This is a genomic window from Chelatococcus sp. HY11 (assembly GCF_018398335.1).
Lineage (GTDB): Bacteria > Pseudomonadota > Alphaproteobacteria > Rhizobiales > Beijerinckiaceae > Chelatococcus.
The window spans coordinates 893,027-915,757 of record NZ_JAHBRX010000002.1 but is presented as its reverse complement, the minus strand read 5'-3'; the positions used below and the strand labels follow the sequence as shown (position 1 = coordinate 915,757).

The 22,731-nt window shown below is 61.4% G+C and carries 20 protein-coding genes and 1 pseudogene; 8 read left to right on the top strand and 13 right to left on the bottom strand.

Features of this window, described 5'->3' with window-relative positions; translation table 11 throughout:
* Window positions 1-15: 15 nt before the first annotated feature.
* Genes KIO74_RS25055 through KIO74_RS25030 form a run of 6 tightly spaced genes read right to left on the bottom strand, consistent with a single transcriptional unit; the run spans window position 16 to window position 6,594 of the window.
* A complete protein-coding gene (locus KIO74_RS25055) occupies window positions 16-777 on the bottom strand; it encodes a transporter substrate-binding domain-containing protein (protein WP_213337716.1) in 762 nt (253 codons plus the stop codon).
* On the bottom strand, window positions 774-2,159 hold the full coding sequence (locus tag KIO74_RS25050; RefSeq protein ID WP_213337715.1) for an aminotransferase: 1,386 nt from the start codon (window positions 2,157-2,159) through the stop codon (window positions 774-776). Before KIO74_RS25050 ends, KIO74_RS25055 begins: the two co-directional genes overlap by 4 nt.
* Before the next feature lie 25 nt (window positions 2,160-2,184).
* Window positions 2,185-3,492, bottom strand: coding sequence for a TRAP transporter large permease (locus KIO74_RS25045; protein ID WP_213337714.1), 1,308 nt, complete (start codon window positions 3,490-3,492; stop codon window positions 2,185-2,187).
* Entirely contained in the window at window positions 3,489-4,046 is a 558-nt protein-coding gene (locus tag KIO74_RS25040; protein ID WP_213337713.1) for a TRAP transporter small permease subunit, read from the bottom strand. Before KIO74_RS25040 ends, KIO74_RS25045 begins: the two co-directional genes overlap by 4 nt.
* Window positions 4,047-4,067: 21 nt before the next feature.
* Complete coding sequence (dctP, locus tag KIO74_RS25035) at window positions 4,068-5,150, bottom strand: TRAP transporter substrate-binding protein DctP (RefSeq protein WP_213337711.1); 1,083 nt, start codon at window positions 5,148-5,150, stop codon at window positions 4,068-4,070.
* A complete protein-coding gene (locus KIO74_RS25030; protein ID WP_213337709.1) occupies window positions 5,137-6,594 on the bottom strand; it encodes an amidase in 1,458 nt (485 codons plus the stop codon). The genes dctP and KIO74_RS25030 overlap by 14 nt, the downstream gene beginning before the upstream one ends.
* A 159-nt stretch (window positions 6,595-6,753) precedes the next feature.
* On the opposite strand from KIO74_RS25030, the gene KIO74_RS25025 reads away from it, so the two are divergent.
* A complete protein-coding gene (locus KIO74_RS25025; protein WP_213337707.1) occupies window positions 6,754-7,671 on the top strand; it encodes a LysR family transcriptional regulator in 918 nt (305 codons plus the stop codon).
* 19 nt (window positions 7,672-7,690) lie between these two features.
* Here KIO74_RS25025 and KIO74_RS25020 read toward each other — a convergent pair whose 3' ends face one another.
* The 3 genes from KIO74_RS25020 to KIO74_RS25010 form a co-directional block, all read right to left on the bottom strand.
* Window positions 7,691-8,323, bottom strand: coding sequence for a hypothetical protein (locus KIO74_RS25020; protein WP_213337706.1), 633 nt, complete (start codon window positions 8,321-8,323; stop codon window positions 7,691-7,693).
* 137 nt (window positions 8,324-8,460) lie between these two features.
* Window positions 8,461-9,408, bottom strand: a complete 948-nt coding sequence (locus tag KIO74_RS25015; protein WP_213337705.1) for an amidohydrolase family protein — start codon at window positions 9,406-9,408, stop codon at window positions 8,461-8,463.
* Between the two features lie 32 nt (window positions 9,409-9,440).
* Window positions 9,441-10,556: an LLM class flavin-dependent oxidoreductase gene (locus KIO74_RS25010; RefSeq protein WP_213337704.1), complete on the bottom strand. Its 1,116-nt coding sequence runs from the start codon at window positions 10,554-10,556 to the stop codon at window positions 9,441-9,443.
* Between the two features lie 77 nt (window positions 10,557-10,633).
* Between KIO74_RS25010 and KIO74_RS25005 the strand changes: the two genes are divergently transcribed.
* The 4 genes from KIO74_RS25005 (at window position 10,634) to KIO74_RS24990 (ending at window position 14,539) form a co-directional block, all read left to right on the top strand.
* A complete protein-coding gene (locus KIO74_RS25005; RefSeq protein WP_213337703.1) occupies window positions 10,634-11,869 on the top strand; it encodes an SfnB family sulfur acquisition oxidoreductase in 1,236 nt (411 codons plus the stop codon).
* A 186-nt stretch (window positions 11,870-12,055) separates the two neighbouring features.
* A complete protein-coding gene (locus KIO74_RS25000; protein ID WP_213337702.1) occupies window positions 12,056-13,024 on the top strand; it encodes an ABC transporter substrate-binding protein in 969 nt (322 codons plus the stop codon).
* Between the two features lie 4 nt (window positions 13,025-13,028).
* On the top strand, window positions 13,029-13,796 hold the full coding sequence (locus KIO74_RS24995) for an ABC transporter permease (protein WP_213337701.1): 768 nt from the start codon (window positions 13,029-13,031) through the stop codon (window positions 13,794-13,796).
* Between the two features lie 2 nt (window positions 13,797-13,798).
* On the top strand, window positions 13,799-14,539 hold the full coding sequence (locus tag KIO74_RS24990) for an ABC transporter ATP-binding protein (protein WP_249731470.1): 741 nt from the start codon (window positions 13,799-13,801) through the stop codon (window positions 14,537-14,539).
* Between the two features lie 152 nt (window positions 14,540-14,691).
* Here KIO74_RS24990 and KIO74_RS24985 read toward each other — a convergent pair whose 3' ends face one another.
* Window positions 14,692-15,522, bottom strand: a complete 831-nt coding sequence (locus tag KIO74_RS24985) for an ABC transporter ATP-binding protein (RefSeq protein WP_213337697.1) — start codon at window positions 15,520-15,522, stop codon at window positions 14,692-14,694.
* Window position 15,523: 1 nt separating this feature from the next.
* Window positions 15,524-16,255 carry an ABC transporter permease gene (locus tag KIO74_RS24980; RefSeq protein ID WP_213337695.1) on the bottom strand — a complete coding sequence of 244 codons (732 nt, stop codon included), beginning with the start codon at window positions 16,253-16,255 and terminating at the stop codon, window positions 15,524-15,526.
* A gap of 203 nt (window positions 16,256-16,458) precedes the next feature.
* Between KIO74_RS24980 and KIO74_RS24975 the strand changes: the two genes are divergently transcribed.
* The 3 genes and pseudogenes from KIO74_RS24975 to KIO74_RS24965 form a co-directional block, all read left to right on the top strand.
* Complete coding sequence (locus KIO74_RS24975; protein ID WP_297257792.1) at window positions 16,459-17,427, top strand: ABC transporter substrate-binding protein; 969 nt, start codon at window positions 16,459-16,461, stop codon at window positions 17,425-17,427.
* A 483-nt stretch (window positions 17,428-17,910) separates the two neighbouring features.
* A complete protein-coding gene (locus KIO74_RS24970; protein WP_213337693.1) occupies window positions 17,911-18,897 on the top strand; it encodes an ABC transporter permease in 987 nt (328 codons plus the stop codon).
* Window positions 18,898-19,001: 104 nt separating this feature from the next.
* Window positions 19,002-19,832 (top strand): annotated as a pseudogene (locus KIO74_RS24965) (ABC transporter permease); the annotation flags it as partial.
* On the opposite strand, the gene asd reads toward KIO74_RS24965, so the two are convergent.
* On the bottom strand, window positions 19,833-20,921 hold the full coding sequence (gene asd, locus KIO74_RS24960; protein WP_213337691.1) for an aspartate-semialdehyde dehydrogenase: 1,089 nt from the start codon (window positions 20,919-20,921) through the stop codon (window positions 19,833-19,835). It abuts the pseudogene before it with no gap.
* A 118-nt stretch (window positions 20,922-21,039) separates the two neighbouring features.
* The gene (locus KIO74_RS24955) at window positions 21,040-22,395 is read right to left on the bottom strand and encodes an LLM class flavin-dependent oxidoreductase (RefSeq protein WP_213337690.1); all 1,356 of its coding nucleotides are present in this window, start codon (window positions 22,393-22,395) and stop codon (window positions 21,040-21,042) included.
* Window positions 22,396-22,731: the final 336 nt, after the last annotated feature.

The following is a 22,731-nucleotide window of genomic DNA, read 5'->3' as shown; positions in this document are numbered from 1 at the left end:
ATCGTCCTCCGCCCTTCACCGACCCGCCGGCGCGACGGCTTCGTCGCCAAGCCCATGGTTGTCAAAAATCCGCCTGACCACGCCGGTCGTCTTCGCGTTGTCCAGAAAGGTGGTTGCCAGGCGAAGCGCCACCGGCTTCTCCTTGCCAACGGCAATCGAGATGCTGGTTTCCTGGAAAGCCTCCGCCATCACGACGGAACCGGGGTGGTCGGCCTGCACGGCGCGGAGATAGTCCTCCGAGAGGGCCACGGCATCGACTGCGCCGGATGCGAACAAGGCGATCGCTTCCTCGACGCTTGGCACATCGGTCGCCCGTTCAGCCCCAAAGGTGCGGATCGCGGCGCGCAATGTCGTCGTCCCGGCGATACCGACGAAGCGTCGGCCCCGCTGCCGATAGCCGGCGATGGTGGCGATTTCGGACGTGTTGACCAGAAATGTGCTGCGGAGGAGGTAGTAGGCCGGGCCGAAATCGACCTTGCGCCGGCGCTCATCGTCAACGGGCATGAAGGCGACGTCGACGTCGCCCGCGGCGAGCGCATCGGTGCATTCGCCCGAATTCGGGAATATCTGGAAACTGGCCTCCGCGCCGAGGCTGCGCGCCAGTTCCCGTGCGATATCCACCGTGACGCCATCGGGCCCCAGTTGGTCATCGACACTGACGAAGAACACGCCTGGGGCCGGCGCGCGGACCACGCCGGCGCGAAGCTTGCCGGTTGTCAGGAGTTCGGCCTGGGCCGCAGCATCGATCGTAGAACTGTGCTGAGTTGTTGCAGTCATAGTGTCGCCTCAACCTCCTTCACGGCGCGAGCGAGCCGCGTCGTCAGTGTCTTGATCTCCGATGTCGAAATGATCAAGGGAGGGCATATGGCGATGATGTCGCCGATGGCGCGGATGAAGAGCCCGTGCCGCTCGGCGGCGGCGGCGATCCTTGGCCCGACCTTGAGGGCCGGGTCGAAAAGGCGCTTGGGTTCACGGCTCGCCACGAGCTGGACGCCCGCCAGAAGGCCACGCCCGCGAATCTGGCCGATGATCGCGGAACCGGCGAGTTCGTCGCGGAGCGCTCCCTGGAGCACGGCCTCCATGGCGCGGGCGTGCGCCACGATGCCATCGTCCTCATAGATGCGGATGGCCTCGCGGGCCACCGCCGTCCCCACCGGATGGCCTGAGTAGGTCATGGTGAGGCCGAACACTGCAAGCTGGTCGCTCTGCTCGAGCATGGCCTGGTAGACGCGCGCGTTGATGAGCACCGCAGACAACGGGAAATAGGCGCTCGTGATACCCTTGGCGCAGACGATCATGTCCGGCACGAGGCCCATGGTGGTCGTGCCGAACATGGCACCGGTCCGCCCGAAGGCCGTGACGACCTCATCGGCGACGAGCAGGATGTCGTGGCGCTTCAGAAGCGCCTGCAAGCCATCGAGATAACCTGCGGGGGGCACGACGATGCCCGCTGAAGACATGACCGGCTCGGTATAGAAGGCCGCGATGGTATCAGGGCCTTCCGCCTGAACGAGCGTCTCGATCGACGCCAGCAGGCGCTGGGAGAATTGCTCCTCGGTCTCCCCGTCTCGTCCGCCGAGGTAGAAATCCGGACATTCGACGTGAAGGAAGCCGGGAAGCGGCAAGCCGAACTGCTCATGCACATAGCCCACGCCCGACAGGCTGGCGGTCGCGATGGTGTTGCCATGGTAGGAGCGGGTGTGGGCGATGAACTTGCGCCTCTGGGGTTCGCCCCTGGCGTGCCAGTAGTACCAGGCCAGACGGGCCGCGCAGTCGTTGGCCTCCGAGCCGGTGCTGGCGAACCAGACATGGCTCATCGGTACAGGCGCGATCTCGATCAGCTTCGTCGCGAGCTCGACGACCGGCCCATGGGAACGATGGTTGGTCAGGTGGTAGTAGGGCAGCTTCTCCATCTGCCGGCTGGCGGCGTTTACGAGCCGTTGTTCGCCGAAGCCGAGCGAGATGCACCAGAGGCCCGACATGCCCTCGAGGTAGTCGTTACCCTGGGCGTCACGCACAAAGACACCTTTGCCACTCTCGATCATCAGGGGGCCGCGATCGAGATGCTGGCGCAGGTTAGTCAGCCCGTGCACGACATGGGCCTTGTCGCGCGCCTCCGGCGAATTGGGGCGCGGGGCGGCCTCGATCAACGGCGGCATGGCGGTCCTTTCATCGGTTCGCCGCTCAGAGAAGCATCAGCGAGAGCTGCGGGAAGATGACGAGCAGGGCGAGCACAAATGTCATGACGAGCACGAAGGGGAAAACCCCTATGAATACGTCCGACAACGAGATGTCTTTCCGCCCGAGCGTATCGTGCACGACAAACGCCGCGATGCCCACGGGTGGCGTGATGATGCCGATTTCCACCGCCACGATGATCACTATGCCGATCCAGATCGGATCGGCGCCGAAGTTCATCAGAATGGGGAACATGATCGGTACGGTGATCAACATGATCGAGGTGGAGTCCAGGATCGCGCCGAGGACGAGCAGTGCCGCGATGAAGATCAGGAGGACCGTGTAAAAGCCGAAACCGGAGCTCGCGATCCAGCTGGCGAAGAAGTTCGGCACGCCGGAGAAGGCCAGCATGCGCGAATAGAGGCTCGCCGCGATGAGGAGAAAGCAGATCGTCGAGGTCACCGTCGCGCTGTCGACCAGGAGGCGCCAGAAAGCTGGCCAGGTCAGGCGCCGCATGGAGACCGCGAGGATGAGCGACAAGCCGGCGCCGACACCCGCCGCTTCGGTCGCCGTGAAATAGCCGCCATAGATGCCGCCCATGACGAGGCCGACCATGGCGACAACGGGCGCGATCTTGATGACGGCTTCGCCCGGCGTCAGCGTGTCCTGCGCGTCCGCTTCGGTCTTCGCGATCAGTTCCGGCTTAAGATGCACCGCCACCATGATGCCGACGGCAAAAGCGATGGCGAGCACGATGCCCGGGACGATGCCGGCGATGAACATCTTGCCGATGGAGACATCCGTGAGGATGCCATAGAGGATCATCAACACGCTCGGCGGGATCAGCATGCCGAGCACCGAGCTACCCGCGACGATGCCGACGGCCAGGCGCGGATTGTAGCCGAAACGCAGCATCTCCGGCACGGCGATGCGCGTGAAGACCGACGCCGAGGCGATCGACACGCCGGTGATCGCGGCGAACCCCGCATTGGCGGCGACGGTGGACACGCCGAGGCCACCCTTGAGCCGGCGAAACATCCAGTTCGTCACATCGAACAGGTCGCGCCCGTAGTTCGCGGCGCTGACGACGAACCCCATGAAGACGAACAGCGGTATCACGCCGAAATTGTAGTCGGCGATGCTGTCTGCGACGGAGAGCGCGAGCAGGTTCGAGGCCACATCGAAATTGCCCCGCATGATCCAGACGCTGACGAAGGACAGCACGACCAAGGCTATGCCGACATGCATGCCGATGTAGATCAGGCCCACCATGAGGACGATGGAGATCAATGCGACCGTCACGCCGAGCGTCATTGGCGGGCTCCACCATCGCGCGCCAGACCGAGGTGGCGCCAAAATCGCAGGATGAACTGGATGGAGATCACCGTGCTGCCGATGATCGTGACAGCCTTTACGGGCCAGACGGGCACGAAGAACCCGGCGACGCCGCCGAAATACTGGTTACTTGTCCAGGCGAACAGGAAATAGCGCCACGTCGTCAGGACGATGAGCGCGAACACCACGGCGCCCGCCAGCGAGAAGATCGCCTCGATGCCATGCCCGATCACGGGGCGCGTCTGGCAGAGCTTGTCGATGAACGAGCCGTTGCGCGTCAGCCGCTCGGCGCGCACGGCGTAGGCAAGCTGAAGGAAAACGATCGAGACCATCGACATGGCGACCAGCTCGGGCACGCCGGGTACGGCATGCCCGAACATCTCGCGGCCGATGACATCGGCGATGATGAGGCCCGCGAGCACAAGGATCAGGATAGTGCCCAGGGAGCCGAGGGCCAGGACGCCCCCGGCGAAGATGCGCTCGACAATTCCGGCTTCAGATGCTGCCGTTGCCTCACGACCGTCAATCGACATGATCCCGCTCCCGCGTCATGCTCAGCGATAGGCCGCGTCCCAGTCGCGCGCCGGCTTGGCACCGCGCTTGCGCAGCTCGTCCATGTAGAAGACAAGCAGCTCGCGCCCGGGCATGCCCTGCGCCTCGAGGCGCTTCACCCAATCGCCGGCGAGGTCCGGCAGGGCGGCTGCCCATTTGACGCGCTCTTCCTGCGGCAGGACATGGACTGCCACGCCGGCCGCCTTCATCGTCTCGATCGCGGCGGCGGCCTCGGCGACCTCGAGGTTGGCGAGCGCCTCCTCGTATTTCAGGGCAGCCTTGCGGATGATGTCCTGCACATAAGGGGGCAGGCTGTCCATCTTCGCCGTGTTCATCGAGAGCGCCACGACATACTGGGTGCCGAAATTCACGACATTGAGGTGCTTGGCGACTTCCTGAAGCTTGGCTTGCTGCATGCCGGCGACCGGGCCCGTGGCGCCGTTGTAGACGCCGTTCTGCAGGTCGTTGTAGTAGGTCGTGAAATTGCCGTTCACGGCGGTGGCGCCGGTGCCGCCGAAGAAGTTTCCGACCACGCCGGCCGCGCCGATCTTCTTGCCCTTCACATCCTCGAATTTCTCGATCGGGAACGTGCCGACGATGTTGTGGCTGGCGTAGACGTAATGGGCGATGGGCTGCTGGCCGAAGCGCGCCCACTGCTGCTTGACGGCCGGGAACTTGTCATAGACCGTCCGGACGATTTCGACTGTCTGCTTGACGTCATCGGAGCCGAACGGCGCCATGTAGGTGAACATGTTGAGCGGGAGCTCGCTCGGGCGGATCACATTCGGCGAGACGACGATATCGACAAGACCGGTCTGCGCGCCCTCCAGCAGACTCTCGAACTTGACGATCGTGCCGCCGAAGCCGGTCGTCCAGTTGATGGTGTCACCCTTGCCCGCTTCCTTCATCGCCTTGTTGACTTCGGGAATGAAGACGGTTTCGAGCAACTTCACGAAGGTCTGCGTATTCGGATGGCCCGCGCCCACGATGATGTCATACGTCGCGGCCTTGGACGTGCTCGTGGAGGCCAGCAAGCCGGCGGCTGCGAGCCATGCAAGTGTCTTGAGGTACTTAGGCATGCGCATGGTTCTTGTTCCCCTCTAGGAAGTTGGCACAGTGCTTAAAGACCAAATCTTTGCTCAGCGGCTTAAAGCCGATTGCCTGCTCGGCCGCCAGTGCCGCGTTCAGCACGCGCTGGTCAGCAAATTTCGGGCCGACGATCTGGAGAGCGACCGGCAGACCATCCGGCGCAACGCCGCAGGGCACGGTCGCCGCCGGCTGCTGGGTCAGGTTGAAGGGATAGCAGAAGGGCGCCCAGTCGAACCAATGCTCATAGAAGGGCGGGAAAAGCTCCTCGTCGGCGGGGGGCGCCGTCAAGCCGAGCTGTGGTGTGATGAGGAGATCATAGGTCTCGTGGAACTCGACCATGCGCGCGTTGAGCGCGTCGCGTTTCATCATGCCGATCCCGACATAGTCATTCGCGGAAATGCCCAGACCTGAGGTGGCGAAGGCGAGGTATTTGGGATCCATCGCCGCGCGCGCATCGTCCGACATGGCAAAGGCGGTGCGTGCGGCTCCGGCCTTGTAGATCATGTCGATCATGTCGCGCGTGTCCTCAAAGCCGGGATCGACCTCCACGATGATCGCCCCGAGATCCGCGAGCCTGTTGACCGCGTCGCGGACGATGCGGCCGATCGCCGGGTCGACCGTGGCAAAGCCGAGGGTGGGGCTGAAGGCAACGCGAAGACCGGCAAGGGCGGGCGTCAGGTCGTCGAAGCAGCGGATCGCATGCGGCGGGCTTGTCCAGTCACGATGATCGGGCTGAGACATGACCTGCGCCATCAGCGCGACGTCGGACACGCAGCGCGCAATGGGGCCGGTATGCACGATGTCGCCCATGTGGGTGGCGCGCGGGTGCTGCGGGATGACGCCATAGGTCGGCTTCAGCCCCGCCAGGCCACAAAAGGCAGCCGGGATCCGCACGGAGCCCGAGCCGTCGGTGCCCAGGGCCAGCACCCCCATATAGGCGGCGACCCCGGCGGCGGCGCCGCCACTGCTGCCGCCCGGTGTGCGCTCCAGGTTCCAGGGGTTGCGCGTGATGCCGAAACGGGGGCTGTCCGTCAGCCCTTTCCAGGCGAATTCAGGTTGCGTTGTCTTGCCGAGAAAAACTCCACCGGCCTCGCGCAGGCGCGCGGCGGCCGGACCGTCGAAACTGTCGGGCGACGGCGAGGCCGGCGTTGTCCGCGAGCCAAGATAGCGCGGCCAGCCCTTCACGGCGGCCAGATCCTTGAGCGTGGTTGGCACGCCGTCGATCGGCCCGGCGGGCTCGCCCCGCATCCAGCGCTGTTCGGAGGCCTTGGCCGATGCCTGCGCGCCTTCGGGATCAAGGAAGGCAAAAGCATTCAGCGCCGGATTGAGGGCATCGATGGTCTCAAGCGTCTGCCTGACAACCTCCGCCGGTGAGAAATCCCGCTTGCGATAGCCGCGGACGAGTTCGGTGGCCGTGAGCGTCGTCAGATCCGAATTCATTCCCACTCCCGCCTGCGTTCAGCGACATCATCCGGAGCTCACACGAAGGCTGCGGACAAATTGCGCATCACTCATCGAGACAGGCTAGGAGCCGCCATTGCATAGAACAAGCAGATAAGTCATATTGAAGCTATGCCAAAAATCGATAGGTAGTTCACCGTGGACGTCCGCCAGCTGGAGTATTTCCGGGAAGTTGCCGAAACGGGTGGCTTCAGCCGCGCGGCGAACCGTATTCGCATCTCCCAATCGGCTCTCAGCCGGCAAATCATGCTGTTGGAAGAGGAATTGGGCGCCAAGCTTTTGGAAAGGCACGCCCGGGGTGTTCACCTGACCGAGGTGGGGCGACTGCTCTACGAGCGCGTGGACTTTCTATTGCGTCACATCGCCAACATGCGCGAGGAGATCATCGATCGGCGCGATTGGCCCACAGGCGCGCTGCACGTCGGCATTCCCCGCTCTATGCGGACCCTGCTGAGCAAGCCCGCTATAGCGCGCTTCATGCAGGACTACCCCGGCGTCTTCTTCCGTTTTGTGGAGGACACCTCGGCCTTGGTGCGCGACAAGCTTCTCCGTGGCGAACTCGACCTTGGCCTCCTTTCCATCCACGAGCCCGCCTCGGCGCTGGAAAGCCGACCGCTCCTCAAGGAACAAATGTTTCTGGTCGGCCCGCCTTCGGCTGGGCTGTCACTTGATCGGGCTGTTGAGTTGCGCTCCCTGGCCGAGCTGAAGCTGGTCGGCCTGTCACGCCCAGCCAGCCTGCGCGTTGCTCTGGAAAAAGCCGCATCGGCGCAAGATGTTGCCTTGAACATTCGCGCTGAAATCAACGCGACGATCGCGCTTGATCTTGTCTCGCAGGGACTGGGTTATACTGTCTATTCCTATTGCGGCCTTCACGACCACCTCGTAGTCGGAAGAATCTCCGCGGCGCCGATCACGGGCTTTGACATCGAGTGGATGCTGGCATCGTCGAAAGAGCGGCCTCTGACGCAGGCGATCAAGATCTTCGAGGGGATGTTGCGCGAACAAGCCGCGCGCGCCATCGGCTCTGGCGACTGGCGGACGGCGGTGCTGGTCTGAGCGGCCTGTGAAAAGGCTTTCAATCTGTCGAGGGCGGGGGATAGGTCAGCGTGTAGATCCACAACTTCGGCTTGAGTGTCAGAAGATCTGGATCGTCAGAGCTTATCGCGACATCGCCGACAAAGCGCTCAAGGTGCTCGGGCGGCAGCCCCCCTTCGATGTCGAAATGCGCGTTGAAGAAGCAGCCGCCCGGCAGTTTTTCGAGCTTCGTTTCCTCGAAGTGCCCCGCGCCCGCGACGTCAAAGCCGAAACCGTTGATCTTGAATGGCTTGCCCGCGCGTTGCTCGATCTCCTGGATCGTCATGCCATTCTTGATGCCGAGCGGGCCGATCCATTTGTTTGTCTCGCCAAAGACTGTCATCACGCTTGGTGAGCGGCGCTTCTTCTCGTCATGCCACTCGATCTCGAGCCGCCGACCTGGGTCTTTCCCGAAAAGCACGGTGGCTTTGACGACTTCGCCCTCGGGGCGGTTCACGCTTTCGAAGGTGACGTTCTTGGCGCCGTAGAATTTGACGAGACGGGCGTGGCTGGCAGACCGCGCGAACTGCGCTCCGCACGCGACGGCGTATTGCGGCCGCGGCGCACGCGTATCCTGCGCGAGCGCCGGGAAAGCGACGAGCAGAAGGGGAAAGATAGCGCGGACGTGCAGCATGGAGAAAGATTTACATCGCCACTGACACGAACGAAAGCGCAAGTTTGATGGCGTATGTCTCACCCATCATTGACTTTTCGTCTGCGGGTGAGACAAACCTCAATTTCGACTTTGGCTCACGCTGTTCTCCCTATGCTTCACACCACGCCTATGAGACGAAGCGCGGTCTGCCCCGCGATCGCGCGCTTGGCCGCGGCATTGAGGCCTGCTGCCTCCAATACCTGATCCAGGCGGTCGCGGACTTCGCCGGTGCTGACGATAGGCCAGTCGCTACCTGCTACGACGCGATCCGCCCCCAGGAGGTCGACGGCGGCACGAATCGTCACTGGGTTGAACCCCATGGTATCTATCAGGACGTGGCGGCGTAACGTCTCAAGCAGACCGCCGGGCGCCAGGCCTTCGTGATGAAAGGCGCCAGCGAGAGCGAGCCCTCCGAAGGCCAGCTCCGTCACGACCACTTGAAGGCGAGGGAGTTGGGCGAAGACGCCGCCTTCAACAAGGGCGATCAGAGCGGCGGCATTCGTCGTGCCGCGCGCGAAGAGTGTCCCAATCCGGCCATAGGGCGCGAGCAGCCGCGTCAACGGCTGTGGGTTGACGGGGTGCACAAAGACCGGCACGCCGAGATCAGCGGCGGCGGTGAGCGTGGGGCGTGCTTCGGGCGCATCGATGAAGAGTTCGCCGCGCGCACTGTCCACGAAGATGCCGCGATGGCCTAGCTCGCGTATCGCGCGTCTTACCTCCTCGGCTCCCTTTTCGCCGCTATAAGCATCGACTGAGGCAAGGCCGTACAATTTGCCGGGGTGACGTGCGACAACCTCCGCCAGGCGATCGTTGAGCCGCCTGTAAACGTCGAACGGAAGGGACCCGTCTGGCTCCGCAATCAGCGCACCCGGCGCGTTGACGATGCGGGCGTCAACATCGCCGGCCTCGATATCGGCAAGGAGCAGAGCTTCGTCGGCAAGGTCGCGATTAATGGCCTCCCAACGCGCCTTGGCGCTCCCCGATAGGGAATGGGCGGTTGTCGGCTCAAAGCCCGCCGGCAGGTGGTGGTTGTGAAAATCGACGATGAAGAGCTTCTCGCTCATCTGGGGCTTCCATTTCTTTTCTGAAGCAAGGTTCAGCGCCGTGCGGCGGCTCGCGCAGCCGGAGGACGGCGACTGACGAGATCTCGGACGCGCGGGATTACATGCCGTGCGAAGTTTTCCTGCTCTTCCACCAACGGGAAGAACGACAGGAGGAAGGTGATGATGCCGATGTCATGGAAGGCCGCGATGCGCTCCGCGACCTGATCATAGCTGCCGACGAAGCCTGGCAGGGTGCCGCCGTTGGCGCCGATCATCCGTGTTCCGGGATAGTTCTGGTTCACCTTGAGGGCGACGACCTTCGGGTCGATGTGCTTGCGCATGTCAGCCGAACGGCTGTCATAGAAGCTGTCCTGGATCGCGTAGAGTTCAGCGAGCGCTTTCTGTGCTTCCGCCTCGGTCTCCCGCGTTATCGAGAAGCCCGTTATGCCGAGCTGAAGCGGCGCACCCTTGCGTGGCTGCGCCCGCGCGGCATGAACCAGGGGCACGACGTCTTCTATCGGGCGGCCGTTGATCAACCAAGCGTCCGAGTGTGCCGCGGCAAGAGCGATGCCTTGCTCTGACTCACCCCCCGAATAGATGAAGGGGCGGTCCCGGTAACGGGAGCCGGGGCGCAATGTGTAGGCATCGACATTGAAATACTTGCCACCATGGGTCAGCGTCTCACCCGCGACGAGCGCCTTATAGACGCGGAGCCACTCCTCCCCGTATCGATAACGCTCGTCATGCTCGGGAAAGCCAATCCCGGATCTCTCGAGTTCTGGAATGAACCAGGCATTGACGAGATTGATGGCAAAACGGCCGTGGCTGATGTCCTCAATGCCGAGCGCCATCTTGGCGAGCACGACGGGATGGTAAAGGCGCGGCTTGATCGCGGCGATGATTTCAATGCGTTCGGTCAGCGCCGCTGCTGCCGCTGCCGCTGTCCAGGCCTCCTGGATCTCCTCGGTCTGATCAAGCGGATTGATGGTGTGCTGCGCATAGAGGATCGTATCGAAGCCGGCTCGTTCGGCACTCAAGGTGACTTCGCGCGCCAGATCCCAGCTCGCCACCAGACGCTCGTTGCGCGGATCGATAACCCACTGGCCGCGATAGGGGGACCAGACGCCGAAGCGCGGCGCTGGCTGCTGCTCTGATACTCGTTCTGTCATCGATTGACCCACTGCAGGAGATGCCTTAACAAAAAAATACAAAAACTATCGAATTTGTCTACTAATATGAGGCCCTGATGTCATCGAACGACGCCGCAGCCCGGCTGGCGGATAGCCCAAACCACAAGGTGGTCCACCTTATTCGCAGCGATGCCGAAGCGATCGAGGTCGCGACCACGCTGGCGGCGCAATTTCGCGCAGGCGCGGTGGAGCGCGATCGGCAACGCATCCTGCCCCGCGCCGAGATCGAGGAACTGACCCGGGCGGGCATCTTCGGCATCACCGTGCCGCGGGACTACGGTGGGGCGGATGTTTCTGCGCAGACCGTAGCCGAGGTTTTCCGGATCCTGTCGTCTGCAGATCCCAATATCGGCCAAATCCCGCAGAATCACTTCTGTTGGCTGCCCACGGTTGCCGGCGGCAACCCGGAACAGGCCGCCTTCTTCTTCGGCCGTTTCCTCGCCGGAGACAGGATCGGCAACGCGCATTCCGAGGACACCCGCAAGCGGCCCGGCGATTACCAGCACAAGCTCGACAAAGTGGATGGAGGGTGGCGTATTACAGGCCGCAAATACTATTCCACAGGGGCGCTCTTCGCGCAGTGGATACCTTTTATCGCCCATTTCGATGAAGAAGGTGGGCGTCGTTCGTTCATCTACTTCGTCGATGCCACGTCCCGGGGTATCTCCCTCATAGATGATTGGGATGGCATGGGCCAACGCACGACGGCCAGCGGCACCACGATCTTTGAGGACGTTTTCGTGCCGGATTTCAACGTTTTCCCGCTGCTCCCGCCGGCCGGGGACGGTCGCTCATTCGCGCTCAACGCGAGCCTCATTCATGCGGCTATTGATCTCGGCCTCGCGGAAGACGTGCTGGAGGAGGCTGGCCGCTATATTCGCGAGAACAATCGCCCCTGGATCAACAACCCTTACGAGGAGCATGCGCAGGAGCCCTTTGTCATCCGTGACTATGGTCGCTTCGGCGTCAAGGCACGGACCGCGGCCGTCTCGCTCAGGGAGGCTGCCCGCCTGATTGACGTGGCACGCGCGACGCGATCGGTGGAAGCGGTGCTGGCCGCGCGCCTTGCCATCGCCGATGCGCGTCTTCTATGCGTCGAGGCCGCGACGACGATAGCCGACGAGTTCTTTCTTCTGACCGGCGCGCGTGCAACGCGTAATCGCCTTGGACTGGATCGGCATTGGCGTAACGCGCGGACGCATTCACTGCATGATCCGCTGCGCTGGAAGGAGTTTCATCTCGGGAACTACTATCTCAATGGGACATTGCCGCCGCCGAACTCCTACATCTGAGGTGGCACAAGGCGTTCTCGGCATCGATCGCCGCAGGGCGGTGTCCGATGGAGAATAGCGCCTGGCACCCCTTGTCCAGGCGACAGGCGGGCCTCGATCCTAAATAATATAAATTCTATAAAATTTATTGACTAATAACTGAAGAAGCCTTCTCTTAGCCTCTCCTCCCAACGGAATAGCGACAGCATGATCAATCGACGGATTCTTATAAAGAGCAGCGCGGTGTTTGCCGCGGGTGTCTTTGCCCCGCATGTCGCGCGGTCTCAGGACGCGGGCACCACAGTGATCCGCATCGGCACCAGCAACACGTTCGGCTTTGCGTCCACTTTCAAGGCGCGGGGTGACGACGTCGTCCCTGGCTTCCGTTTCGAGATCGTCCCATTCACCATTGGATCTCCGCAGATCATCGCGGCGCTCAACGCGGGCGAGCTTGATATCGGCGAGATTGGGGAAGTCGGCCCTGTCGTGGCGCAGGCGGCGAACGTGCCATTCAAGATTGTCGCGGCCACAGAGCCGTGGGGCAGAGGGCAAGGCATTATCGTCAAGGCCGATTCACCGATCAAGACGATTTCGGACCTCCGCGGGAAAAAGGTGTCTTACGTACGGGGCACCAACTCGCACTGGGTTTATCTCAAGGCTCTGGAGAAGGCGGGCCTGAAGCCGGACGACGCCACGCCCGTGTTTCTGCCGGCGGGGTCTAATATCCAGGCGGTTCTCGATTCTGGCGGTATTGATGCAGCAGTATCCATCGACACGCTGCTGACAGCTTTCAAGAAATCCGGCAGCCGCGAAATCGCCAATGGCGCCGATGTTGGCGCCGAGAACCCACTTTATTACATCGCAAGCGACGACGCGATCAGCAAGCGCAAGGCGGGCGTCGCCGCCTTCGTGAAACAGCTTGCGGGCCATCTTGCCTGGGGACATGCCCGGCCCGAAGAGCGCGCAAAGGCGGTGGCGACCTTGCTCAGCATCGATCCGGAGGTGGCCCTGATCGCCGAGCGTAACCGCCCGCCGCGACTCCGACCGATCGATGCAGGGCTGAAAGCGAATAACCAGCGGATTTCCGACGCCTTCCTCGCCCAGGGCATCATCGAGCAGAAACTCGACGCAGCCGCATCATTCACCGAGGAGTTCAACGCCTACGCGCGTTCTTGAGACGATGGACAGGTATTCACGTATCCTGCGCCGATCGGTTGTTCCGATCGGCCTTCTCATAACCTGGCAGATCCTTGCTCACTACGGCGTGATCAATAGGCGCTTCATGAGCTCTCCAAGCGATATATTGACGTCGCTCTGGAACCTTACGACAAGTGGGAAGCTGACAACTCATCTTGGGGTCTCGCTTTGGCGCGCCCTGCTTGGTCTCGTGCTCGGCAGCGTGACCGCATTGCTCGCCGGCATTCTCGCGGGACTGTCGAAGCTTGGCGAGGATGCAATCGATTCCACGATCCAGGCCGTCCGCACCTTGCCGTTTCTCGGCCTCGTGCCGCTTTTCATCCTGTGGTTCGGGCTTGGTGAAACACCACGCATTCTGCTCGTGGCACTGGGGTCTTTCTTCCCGGTCTATCTGAATGTCTTCAAAGGTATTCGCGGGGTCGACGAACAGCTCATCGAACTCGGCAAGAGTTATCGGCTCAGTCGCTGGCGGCTCGTGCGGGATATCATTTTTCCCGCTGCCCTTCCATCCGCTCTTGTTGGGCTGCGCTACGCGATCGGCTTGAGTTGGCTATCCCTCGTTGTCGCTGAGCAGATCAATTCTTCCTCCGGTCTTGGTTGGCTGATCGTGCAGGCCAACGAGTTGGCCCAAACATCCGTCATCATGACCGCGCTTGCGATCTATGCCGTGATCGGCGTGCTAGCGGATGCGGTCGTGCGACTTATCGAACGGCGTGCGCTGCGCTGGCAGCGTTCTTTCCAGGGAGCATGACAATGGCCGATCTCAAAAGCCTGCCGGCGGTCAGTCTGTCTGGTGTCGGACGTTCCTTTGATGGCCGGGCAGTATTGTCTGATATCGACCTGACCGTGAGAAAAGGCGAGTTCATCGTGCTCGTCGGCAAGAGCGGATGCGGGAAATCCACGTTGCTCAAGATTATCGGCGGTCTTGACGATGGTGCCGAAGGGGCGGTCAATGTCGTCCCTAATCACGCAACTGTCTTCCAGGGACCCCGCCTTCTGCCTTGGAAGCCGGTGTGGAAGAATGTGGTGCTAGGCCTCGGTGGGCCGCGGGCCGAGCTGCGCGACCGCGCGCTGACCGCACTGAGTGAAGTCGATCTGGCAGAGCGGGCGGATGCCTGGCCCTTGACGCTCTCGGGCGGGGAGGCCCAGCGTGTTGCCCTGGCCCGCGCGCTCGTGCGAACGCCGGACCTGCTTTTATTGGACGAGCCCTTCGCGGCTCTCGATGCGCTGACACGCCTCAAGATGCAACAGCTCGTGCTGAAGCTGTGGTCAAGCCACAAGGTCGCAACGATATTCGTGACTCACGACGTGGATGAAGCTTTGTTGCTTGCCGATAAGATCGCGTTGATCGACAGCGGGCGTATAGCCAGTTTGTTCGAGATCGGGCTGACGCGGCCGCGTCATCGCGAGCATCCTCATTTCGTTGCCCTGCGCAGGGAGCTTCTGGCGGCTTTGGGCGTGGCGACGGATGTTCCGTTGAAGGCGGCCGGCTAATCGAAACGGGCCGCAAGTTGAGAACGTGTTTGGCTAGGAGCGCCCCAATGACCGCTGGGCGGCTCGATGAGGGTCGAGGTGGGAACCAGGGGCGCCAGCCACAGTAGCCCACACGCCAAAGCGCGGGCGGGATATTCTTAAGGAAGTCTCCATCAATATGCGGCGCGTGTATGGATTGAGCTTCTCTGCGATGGAGGCGGGGCATCCTGGGCGGCCGGCCGCGGTGAGGCGATGTTAGCCGCTATCGGGCCTCCGACACCTAGGGCCGTCAATAATTCTTTGCGCAGCGCGGCAAAGCCCGCTTCCTCGCGCTGGCGTGGCCGGGCCAGGGGCACGGGAAAGATTTGTGCAATACGGCCATCCTCTATGAGCACAATGCGATCCGCGAGCGCGAGGGCTTCATCGACATCATGTGTCACGAAAAGGGTAGCAACCGCGTGCTGCCGCCAGAGCTGGAGCACCTGATCCTGCATTTTCAGCCGTGTCAGAGCATCGAGGGCCGCGAAGGGCTCGTCGAGCAGAAGCAATTCCGGCTCGCGCACCAGTGCCCTCGCCAGCGCGACACGCTGTGCCTCGCCGCCCGAAAGCCGGAGCGGCCAGTAGTCGGCGAAGCCAGGCAGCCTCACTTCCTCAAGAGCCTTCTGCGCGCGGGCATAGAGGTGCTTCTTCGGCCCATCGAGCCCGAAAGCCACATTCTCCCAGACGCGCTTCCACGGCAGGAGGCGCGCGTCCTGGAACACGATGGAGCGTCGGCCGGGAATGCTGAGTTCGCCTTCGGCGCCATGGTCGAGGCCGGCGACGATCTTGAGCAAGGTCGACTTGCCGCATCCGCTCTTGCCAACGAGGACCACGAATTCGCCGGCAACGATATCCAGAGAAATGTCATTGAGGACCCGCCGGCCGTCGAAGACACGGCTGACATGCCGGAGGGACACGACGACGGGGGTCTCCGGCTGGGGCGTGGACAGCGGTTGATATCCCATATCAGGCTCCCTCGAAGGCATTCTGCCAACGGAGAGCGCGCCGTTCGACAAGTCGCACGAGGGAATCGGCCGCGACGCCGATGACCGCATAGATCACGAGAGCGGTCATGATGAGTGCTGTCTGGGCGAGCAAATTAGCCTGGATGATGATCCAGCCCAGGCCCTCATTCGCGTTGACCTGCTCGGCTATCACCAGACACAACCATGCGATCCCGAGCGAATAACGGAAGCCGACGAGCGCGGCGGGAAATGCTGCCGGTGCGATGACGTCACGTATCAGGCGTGGACCTTTAACGCCGTAGCTGTTCGCGAGCTCGATGAACCGCGCATCGACGCCACGTATGCCTTTGAAAGTATTCAGATAGACGGGGAAAAAACTCGCGAGCGCGATCAGCGCTATCCTCGGCGTTTCTCCAAGACCGAACCAGAGGATGAAAAGCGGGATCAATCCAAGCAGGGGTAGCGTGCGAATGGCCTGGAAAAAGGGGTCGAACAGATCTTCCCCGAGCTTGGAAAGCCCTACGAGGACCCCAAACACCAGCCCCAGCGTGGTGCCGATCGCAAGACCGACGGTTGCACGCCACAGCGAGACGCCGAGGTGCAAGGCGAGCTCACCGGACCGTGCGAGTTCTACCAGAGCTGTGACCACGTCGGCGGGGGAGCCGTAGAAACGGCGATTGATGAGCCCGGTACTGGCGAGCAATTGCCACAGAAGGACAAGCGCGGCGAGCAACGCGCACCGCCTCACGGACCTCGAACCTAAATAGGACACGTATCGCTACACCTTCACTGGAGCAGGCCACGCAGGCCGATGCCACAGGACAACACGCCCTTGACATTTAGTCAACTATTTCCATAGAATTAATAGATAATTAAGCGACCAACGATCCCTTTTCATAGCTTTGACACAAGCGACCGCGAGAGGCGTATACCCTGATGTCCAGATTGATCTCTAAGCGTTCTGTAATCCGCGGCATGGCTGCGGCCACAGGTATTCTGGCGATCGCCAGCGCTCATGCCGCTGATCCCGTCAGGCTGAAGATCGCGACCAGCAATGTTTATGGCGTGGCCTCGACCTTCGCCGCTAATCCCGAGGACAAGCCCGAGGGCGTGGTCTTCGAGACGGTGATCTTTCCCGGCGGCGTGCAAGATGTCATCACGGCCCTGAACGCGGGACAGGTCGATATTGCCGAAATCGGGGAGACCGGCGCAGTGATCGCAGCCGCCGCCAAGTCGACCTTCAAGGTGATCGCTGCGACGGAATCGTGGGAAGACGGTGAAGGAATCATTGTTTTCAACACATCGCCCATCAAGACTGTAAAGGAACTGAAAGGGAAAAAGGTCTCCTATCCACGTGCTACAAATGCCCAGTGGTTTTTGACGAAGGCGCTTCAGAAGGAGGGCCTGACGCTGAACGACATTCAATCGACCTTCCTGCCGGCCGGTACCAATCTGCTTGCCGCGCTTGAAGCTGGTGTCATCGACGCGTCAGTCTATATCGACCCGCTGCTCGCGGCTTATGAAGCCCAGGGCGCGCGCACTATTTCCACACCGCGCGATATCAATTTCCCGAGCAGGACCTTGTTTGCGGCGTCTGACAATGCGATCGAAAGAAAGAAGGAGGCGGTGGCGGGCTACGTCCGTCACGTCGCCCGGCATCTGGACTGGGCGCATAAAAACCCAGAGGTACGTGCTGATTTCCAGGCAAAGCTCCTGAAGCTCGATCCCAAAGTGAACCTCGTCGCGGAGAAGCGCCGTCCGAAGGCTTTGGATCCCATCGCCGACCACACCGTGGCGGAAAGCCAGGAGATCGCGGATACATTTTTAACACAGGGTGTGCTCAAGGAAGCCGTTGTGGTGAAGCCCTATTTCACCACGGAATTCAACGCCGCCATCAAGCCATAGACCCATCCAATACGCTGGCTGTAAGGTGGGACGGAGGATTTTTCCGACTATGCCAACATGCGTGCGCCCCATGGCGGGAACTGCTGGCATCGCGACGCGTACAATAGCGGCTATATGTCGATCCTGTTGTACGGTCAGATCCGAGTTTGAGCATCCCTAGATCGTGTGCAAACGTGTGGGTTGCTCGGCTCACCTTCCATCGCCGCTTTTTTTGATTTCAGGCGGATATCGGTGCAGCCAGCTTATTTTAAATATACACACATGCTCCAGAATATGCTGGCCGGAGGCTAGCTGCAACTTCGACAATGCGTTATGCAGTTTCAACTATGGAACTTGCAGCCGGACGGTCCTATTGCCAATGCCTGTCGGAATGATACATGGATGGGACTTCCGTTATGGAAGTCGCATCCATGCGACGAATTCACAGAAATGGCCGGTAAATGCTGCTCGCTTTCTGACCGTCGATAATTCCGGATAATCTGCATGGTGACCGCTCGACGTCTTATCCGAGCATTCGGCCGCGGAATAGGGCATGCGGTTCCGACGGTTCTGGGAATACTGATTATCAACTTCCTGCTGCTTCAGCTGGCGCCCGGCGATGCCGCCGACGTCATCGCCAGCGAGGCGGGCGCCGCAACCGCGGAAACCATGGCGGCGCTCCGTACCCATTTCGGGCTTGATCAGCCGGTGTTGTACCAGCTTGCCTCCTATATACTTAACCTTGGACAGTTCAGCCTCGGTGTGTCGCCGCGCTACAATGTGCCGGTGGTGGAGCTAATTTTAGCGCGCCTTCCCAATACTCTCAGCCTCATGGGAACGGCGTTGGTCGTGTCGCTTGGGGCCGGAATTGTCTTGGGGAGCTTAATGGCGGCTTTCGCGGGGCGCCTGACGGATCGCGTGCTGTCGGTAGTCACCCTGCTATTCTACTCCATACCCAGTTTCTGGATCGGGCTCATGCTTGTGGTCATCTTTTCCGTCAAGCTCGGCCTGTTGCCAAGCGGCGGTGTCGCGAGCATCACCCAGCCCATGACCGGCATGGATGCAATCGTGGACTGGTTCCGGCATCTCGTGCTGCCTGCCACCGCGCTCGCTCTCTTCTTCATGGCGATCTATGCCCGTTTGACACGCGCCACCATGTTGGAAGTGCGTGATGAAGACTATGTCCGCACCGCGGAAGCCAAGGGGCTGTCGCCGTACACAATCACGCGCTACCACGTATTGCGCAACGCGCTCCTGCCGGTGACGACCATGGCCGGCGTGCATCTTGGGGCGATGCTGGGCGGCGCGATCGTCATAGAGACGGTGTTCAATCGGCCGGGAATGGGGAGATTGGCGTTCGAGTCCGTGCTGAACCGCGATTTCAACGTACTCCTAGGCGTGCTGCTCTTCTCTTCGCTGCTGGTGATCATCGCCAATATTCTTGTCGATCTTCTGCATGCATGGCTCGATCCGCGGATCGAAACCCGCTGATGGGTGCCTCACTGGAACAAGAGACTGAACTCCTACGCGGACACGAGCCACGTAACGCCGGTGGTTCGGTGGATCCGGGCGGGGAGAGCTCCGCGCAACGGAACCGGGCGTTGCGTTCCATACTCGTGAACCCCACAGCGATGTTCGGTCTTGTCGTGCTGGGCCTCATCGTCCTGATCGCGATTCTGGCCCCCTGGATTTACCCGAACGATCCCCTCGATATGGTGGCGCGTCCCTTCCTGTGGCCCGGCCAGGATCCGCGTTTTCCCTTGGGCACCGACGCGCTCGGCCGTGACGTCGCCGCTGCGCTGGTCCATGGTTCAAGGGTTTCGTTGTTGGTCGGCTTTGCGGCGACGCTGGTCAGCGTCTTTCTCGGTCTCGTGGTCGGCGCCGCGTCCGGCTACTACGGCGGGCGCGTCGACGCCATGCTGGGCCGGCTCGTCGAGCTGTTCCAGACGATGCCATCCTTCGTGCTGATCCTGGTACTTGTCGCGATCACCGAGCCGTCCATCGCGGTCATCGCGCTGGCTATCGGCCTCGTATCCTGGACTACGGTCGCCCGGCTCGTTCGTACCGAATTCAGGGCGTTGCGCGAGCGTGAATTTGTCAGCGCGGCACGCAGCCTGGGCTATGGTGATTTCCGGATTGTTGTCAGGCAGATCTTGCCGAATGCATTGCCCCCGGTCATCGTCACGTCGTCGATCATGGTGGCATCGGCCATCCTGAGCGAGTCATCACTGTCCTTTCTTGGCTTGGGTGACCCCAACTACATGAGTTGGGGTGCCATGATCGGCGCAGGACGGGAGATGCTACGTACCGAGTGGTTTCTCGTCGCCATTCCGGGGGCGGCGATCGCCATCACGGTTCTGTCCCTCAATCTCGTTGGCGACGGGCTGAACGACGCTCTCAACCCGCGCGCCAGGCGCCGTAGATAACTACTCGGCGACAAGCCCTTCCTTGACCACCAGCTCGGTGAGGATCAGCGCGTTGCCGTAGGTTCCGCGCTCGTGGTTGTGGCCAACGGCGACGAAGCTAAGGCCATTGTCGAGCGCTGCCGGGCGGATACGCCCCACACTGACGGCCCGGCCATGGTCGGCGTTGCGGTCATGGAAGGGTTGTGGCCGGTTGTCTTCCTTTCGGACGAGGATGGGGGCCTTGGGCGCGAAACTCAAACCCAATTCCTGCGAACGGCTGGTGTAGCGGGCGAAGACGTCCGCGGCTTCAGCGGGATCGGCGGGGCGATCAAGCGAGACGGTGGCGGCGATGGTGTGGCCGTCGCGCACGGGCACGCGTGTACAGGTTGCTGCGAACGCGGCTGCCAGGGGCCGAATGCCATCGTCGGTGTAGGTCCCGAGGATCTTGGGCAATTCCGTGTAAAGCTTCTCTTCCTCCTGGCCGATGTAGGGAAGGATGTTGTCTGTGATGGCGAGGCCGGCAACACCTGTGCGTCCGGCGCCGGACATGGCCTGCAGGGTTGTAAAGACCGAGCTGCGCAGGCCGTAGGCGTCAATCAGCGGTTTGAAGGCTATCGCGGCAATGACTGCCGTGCAAAGCGGCGATGACACGACAAAGCCGGTCCCCCAGCCGCGCGCCCTTCTCTGCGCGGAGATAAGGCGCAGGTGATCAGCGTTGACCTCCGGCACCACGAGAGGAACGTCCGGCTCCTGGCGCAGCCCGATGGATTCGCTGATGACACCAAAGCCCTCGGCCGCGAGTTTGGGATCGAGTTCCTTGGCAATAGGGCCGGAGAGAGCGGAAAGAACGAGCGTCACCCCGGCGTCGCGAAGGGAAGCGGCGTCGGTACCGATCATCCGGATCCCTGCCCAATTCTCAGGAATGGCTTCGTCGAGCATCCAGCGATCCTGGACGGCCTCCGCGAAGGATTTCCCGACATCGGCGGGATCATCGGCGATCAGCGCGCGAACTTCGAGGAAGGGATGCCCCTCCAGCAGCTGCATCGAGCGTTGTGCAATATAGGCAAAGGAAGTTTTGCCAGTGGCGCCAAGAATGCCCACACCCGTCATGACGATAACCTTTCAGTAGTCTGCCTCAGGCCAGGTGTCCGACCGAGGTTCATGGTATCGGCCTGACATCCGGATGCCGGGATGAGAGACCATCTTTCAGCGAGAGAACAGGAATGCTCTATTCGGCCGCGGAGGATATTGGCGAAGCATATCGGCTAACGGGCCGTTTTAGACCGAGCTTTTCGCGCAGGGTTTGTCCCTCATAGGCCTTGCGGTAGATGCCACGGCGTTGCAACTCGGGCACGACGAGATCGACAAATTCTGCCAGGGAATTGGGCCCAAGAGGCATCATATTGAAGCCGTCGGCCGCTTCCTCCATCAACCACGTCTCCATGGCGTCGGCGATTTGTTCCGCAGAGCCGATGACGGTGAAATGCCCACGGCCGGCGGCGACTTTGAGATAGAGCTGTCGGATGGTCAGGTTCTCGCGCCGTGCCATATCGATCATGATCCTCTGTCGCGTCGTACTGCCGTTGGTTGGTGGAATGTCGGGCAGGGGACCATCGAGGGGATAGGCGGACAGGTCGACATTGCCCACCAGTCCGGAAAGCTGGGCGAGGCCTGTGACAGGATGAATAAGAGACTGAAATTCCTCGAACTTCGCCTGAGCCTCGTCCTGGGTGCGCCCGACAATAGGCAGGAAGCCCGGCATGATCTTCAATGATTCCGGCTCGCGGCCGTAGCGCGCGAGACGCCCCTTCACGTCAGCGTAGAAAGCCTTGGCAGAGGCGAGGTCTCCTTGCGCGGTAAAGATGACGTCAGCGGTCTCGGCCGCCAGCTCCTTGCCGGCTTCCGACGAGCCGGCCTGGAAGATGACCGGATGGCCCTGGGGTGGTCGCTCGACGGTCAGCGGCCCACGTACCGTGAAATGCTCGCCCTTGTGATTGAGGACATGCAGCTTGTCAGGATCAAAGTTGATGCCACTCTGTTTGTCGTGCTGGAAAGCGTCGTCGTCCCAGCTGTCCCAAAGACCCGTCACGACTTCTGCGAACTCGCGGGCCCGCGCGTAACGCACGCCATGGTCCACCAGGGCATCACGACCGAAGTTGCGCGCTTCGTCGTCCTGCACGGATGTTACCATGTTCCATCCGGCGCGCCCCTCGCTCAAGTGGTCGAGCATCGCGAACTTGCGGGCCACATGAAATGGCTCGTTATACGTGGTCGAGGCCGTACCGACGAGGCCGATCTGGGAGGTCACGCCGGCAAGGGCCGAGAGTAGGGTGAGCGGTTCAAACCGTAATGCACGGCCGTTGTAGCTCAGCACCTTGAGGTCTCCTGTGGGCACAGCCGTGATGTCCGCCAGGAAAATCAGGTCAAAAAGCCCTCGCTCGGCGGTGAGCGCCAGGTTCTTGTAGTTGGCTAAATTATACCCGCCGTCGCTCTGCGCAGAAGGATGTCGCCATGCGGCGACGTGGTGTCCGGACGGATGAAGAAACGCTCCCAGCTTGAGGTGGCGTTTGGCGTATGAGTCCATGTCCGGTATCCGCTCTACCATTTGATGAAACGCCGTTCGATGAGGCTTGAGAGCCTGCCTTTGGAGAATAGCACTCGTCGCGAGCTGGCCAAAAGCGATGGCATGCAAAAAAGACCAGCAGCGCTCCCTTGCGTCCGTCGCGCATTTACAACACGATAGCGGCTTATCAGTTTTCCCGCGCCTAATCACCCCATACCAAAAAAATACTTTTCCTATCGGATTAATAGTGTAATAGCCGGAATTGCGGGTGAATTAGTATATTTTACGCTTTATATATGTGGTTAGTGTGAGGGCTTGAGCGCCTTTCGCGCGCTTTATCGAGGCTGGGAGGTGGAT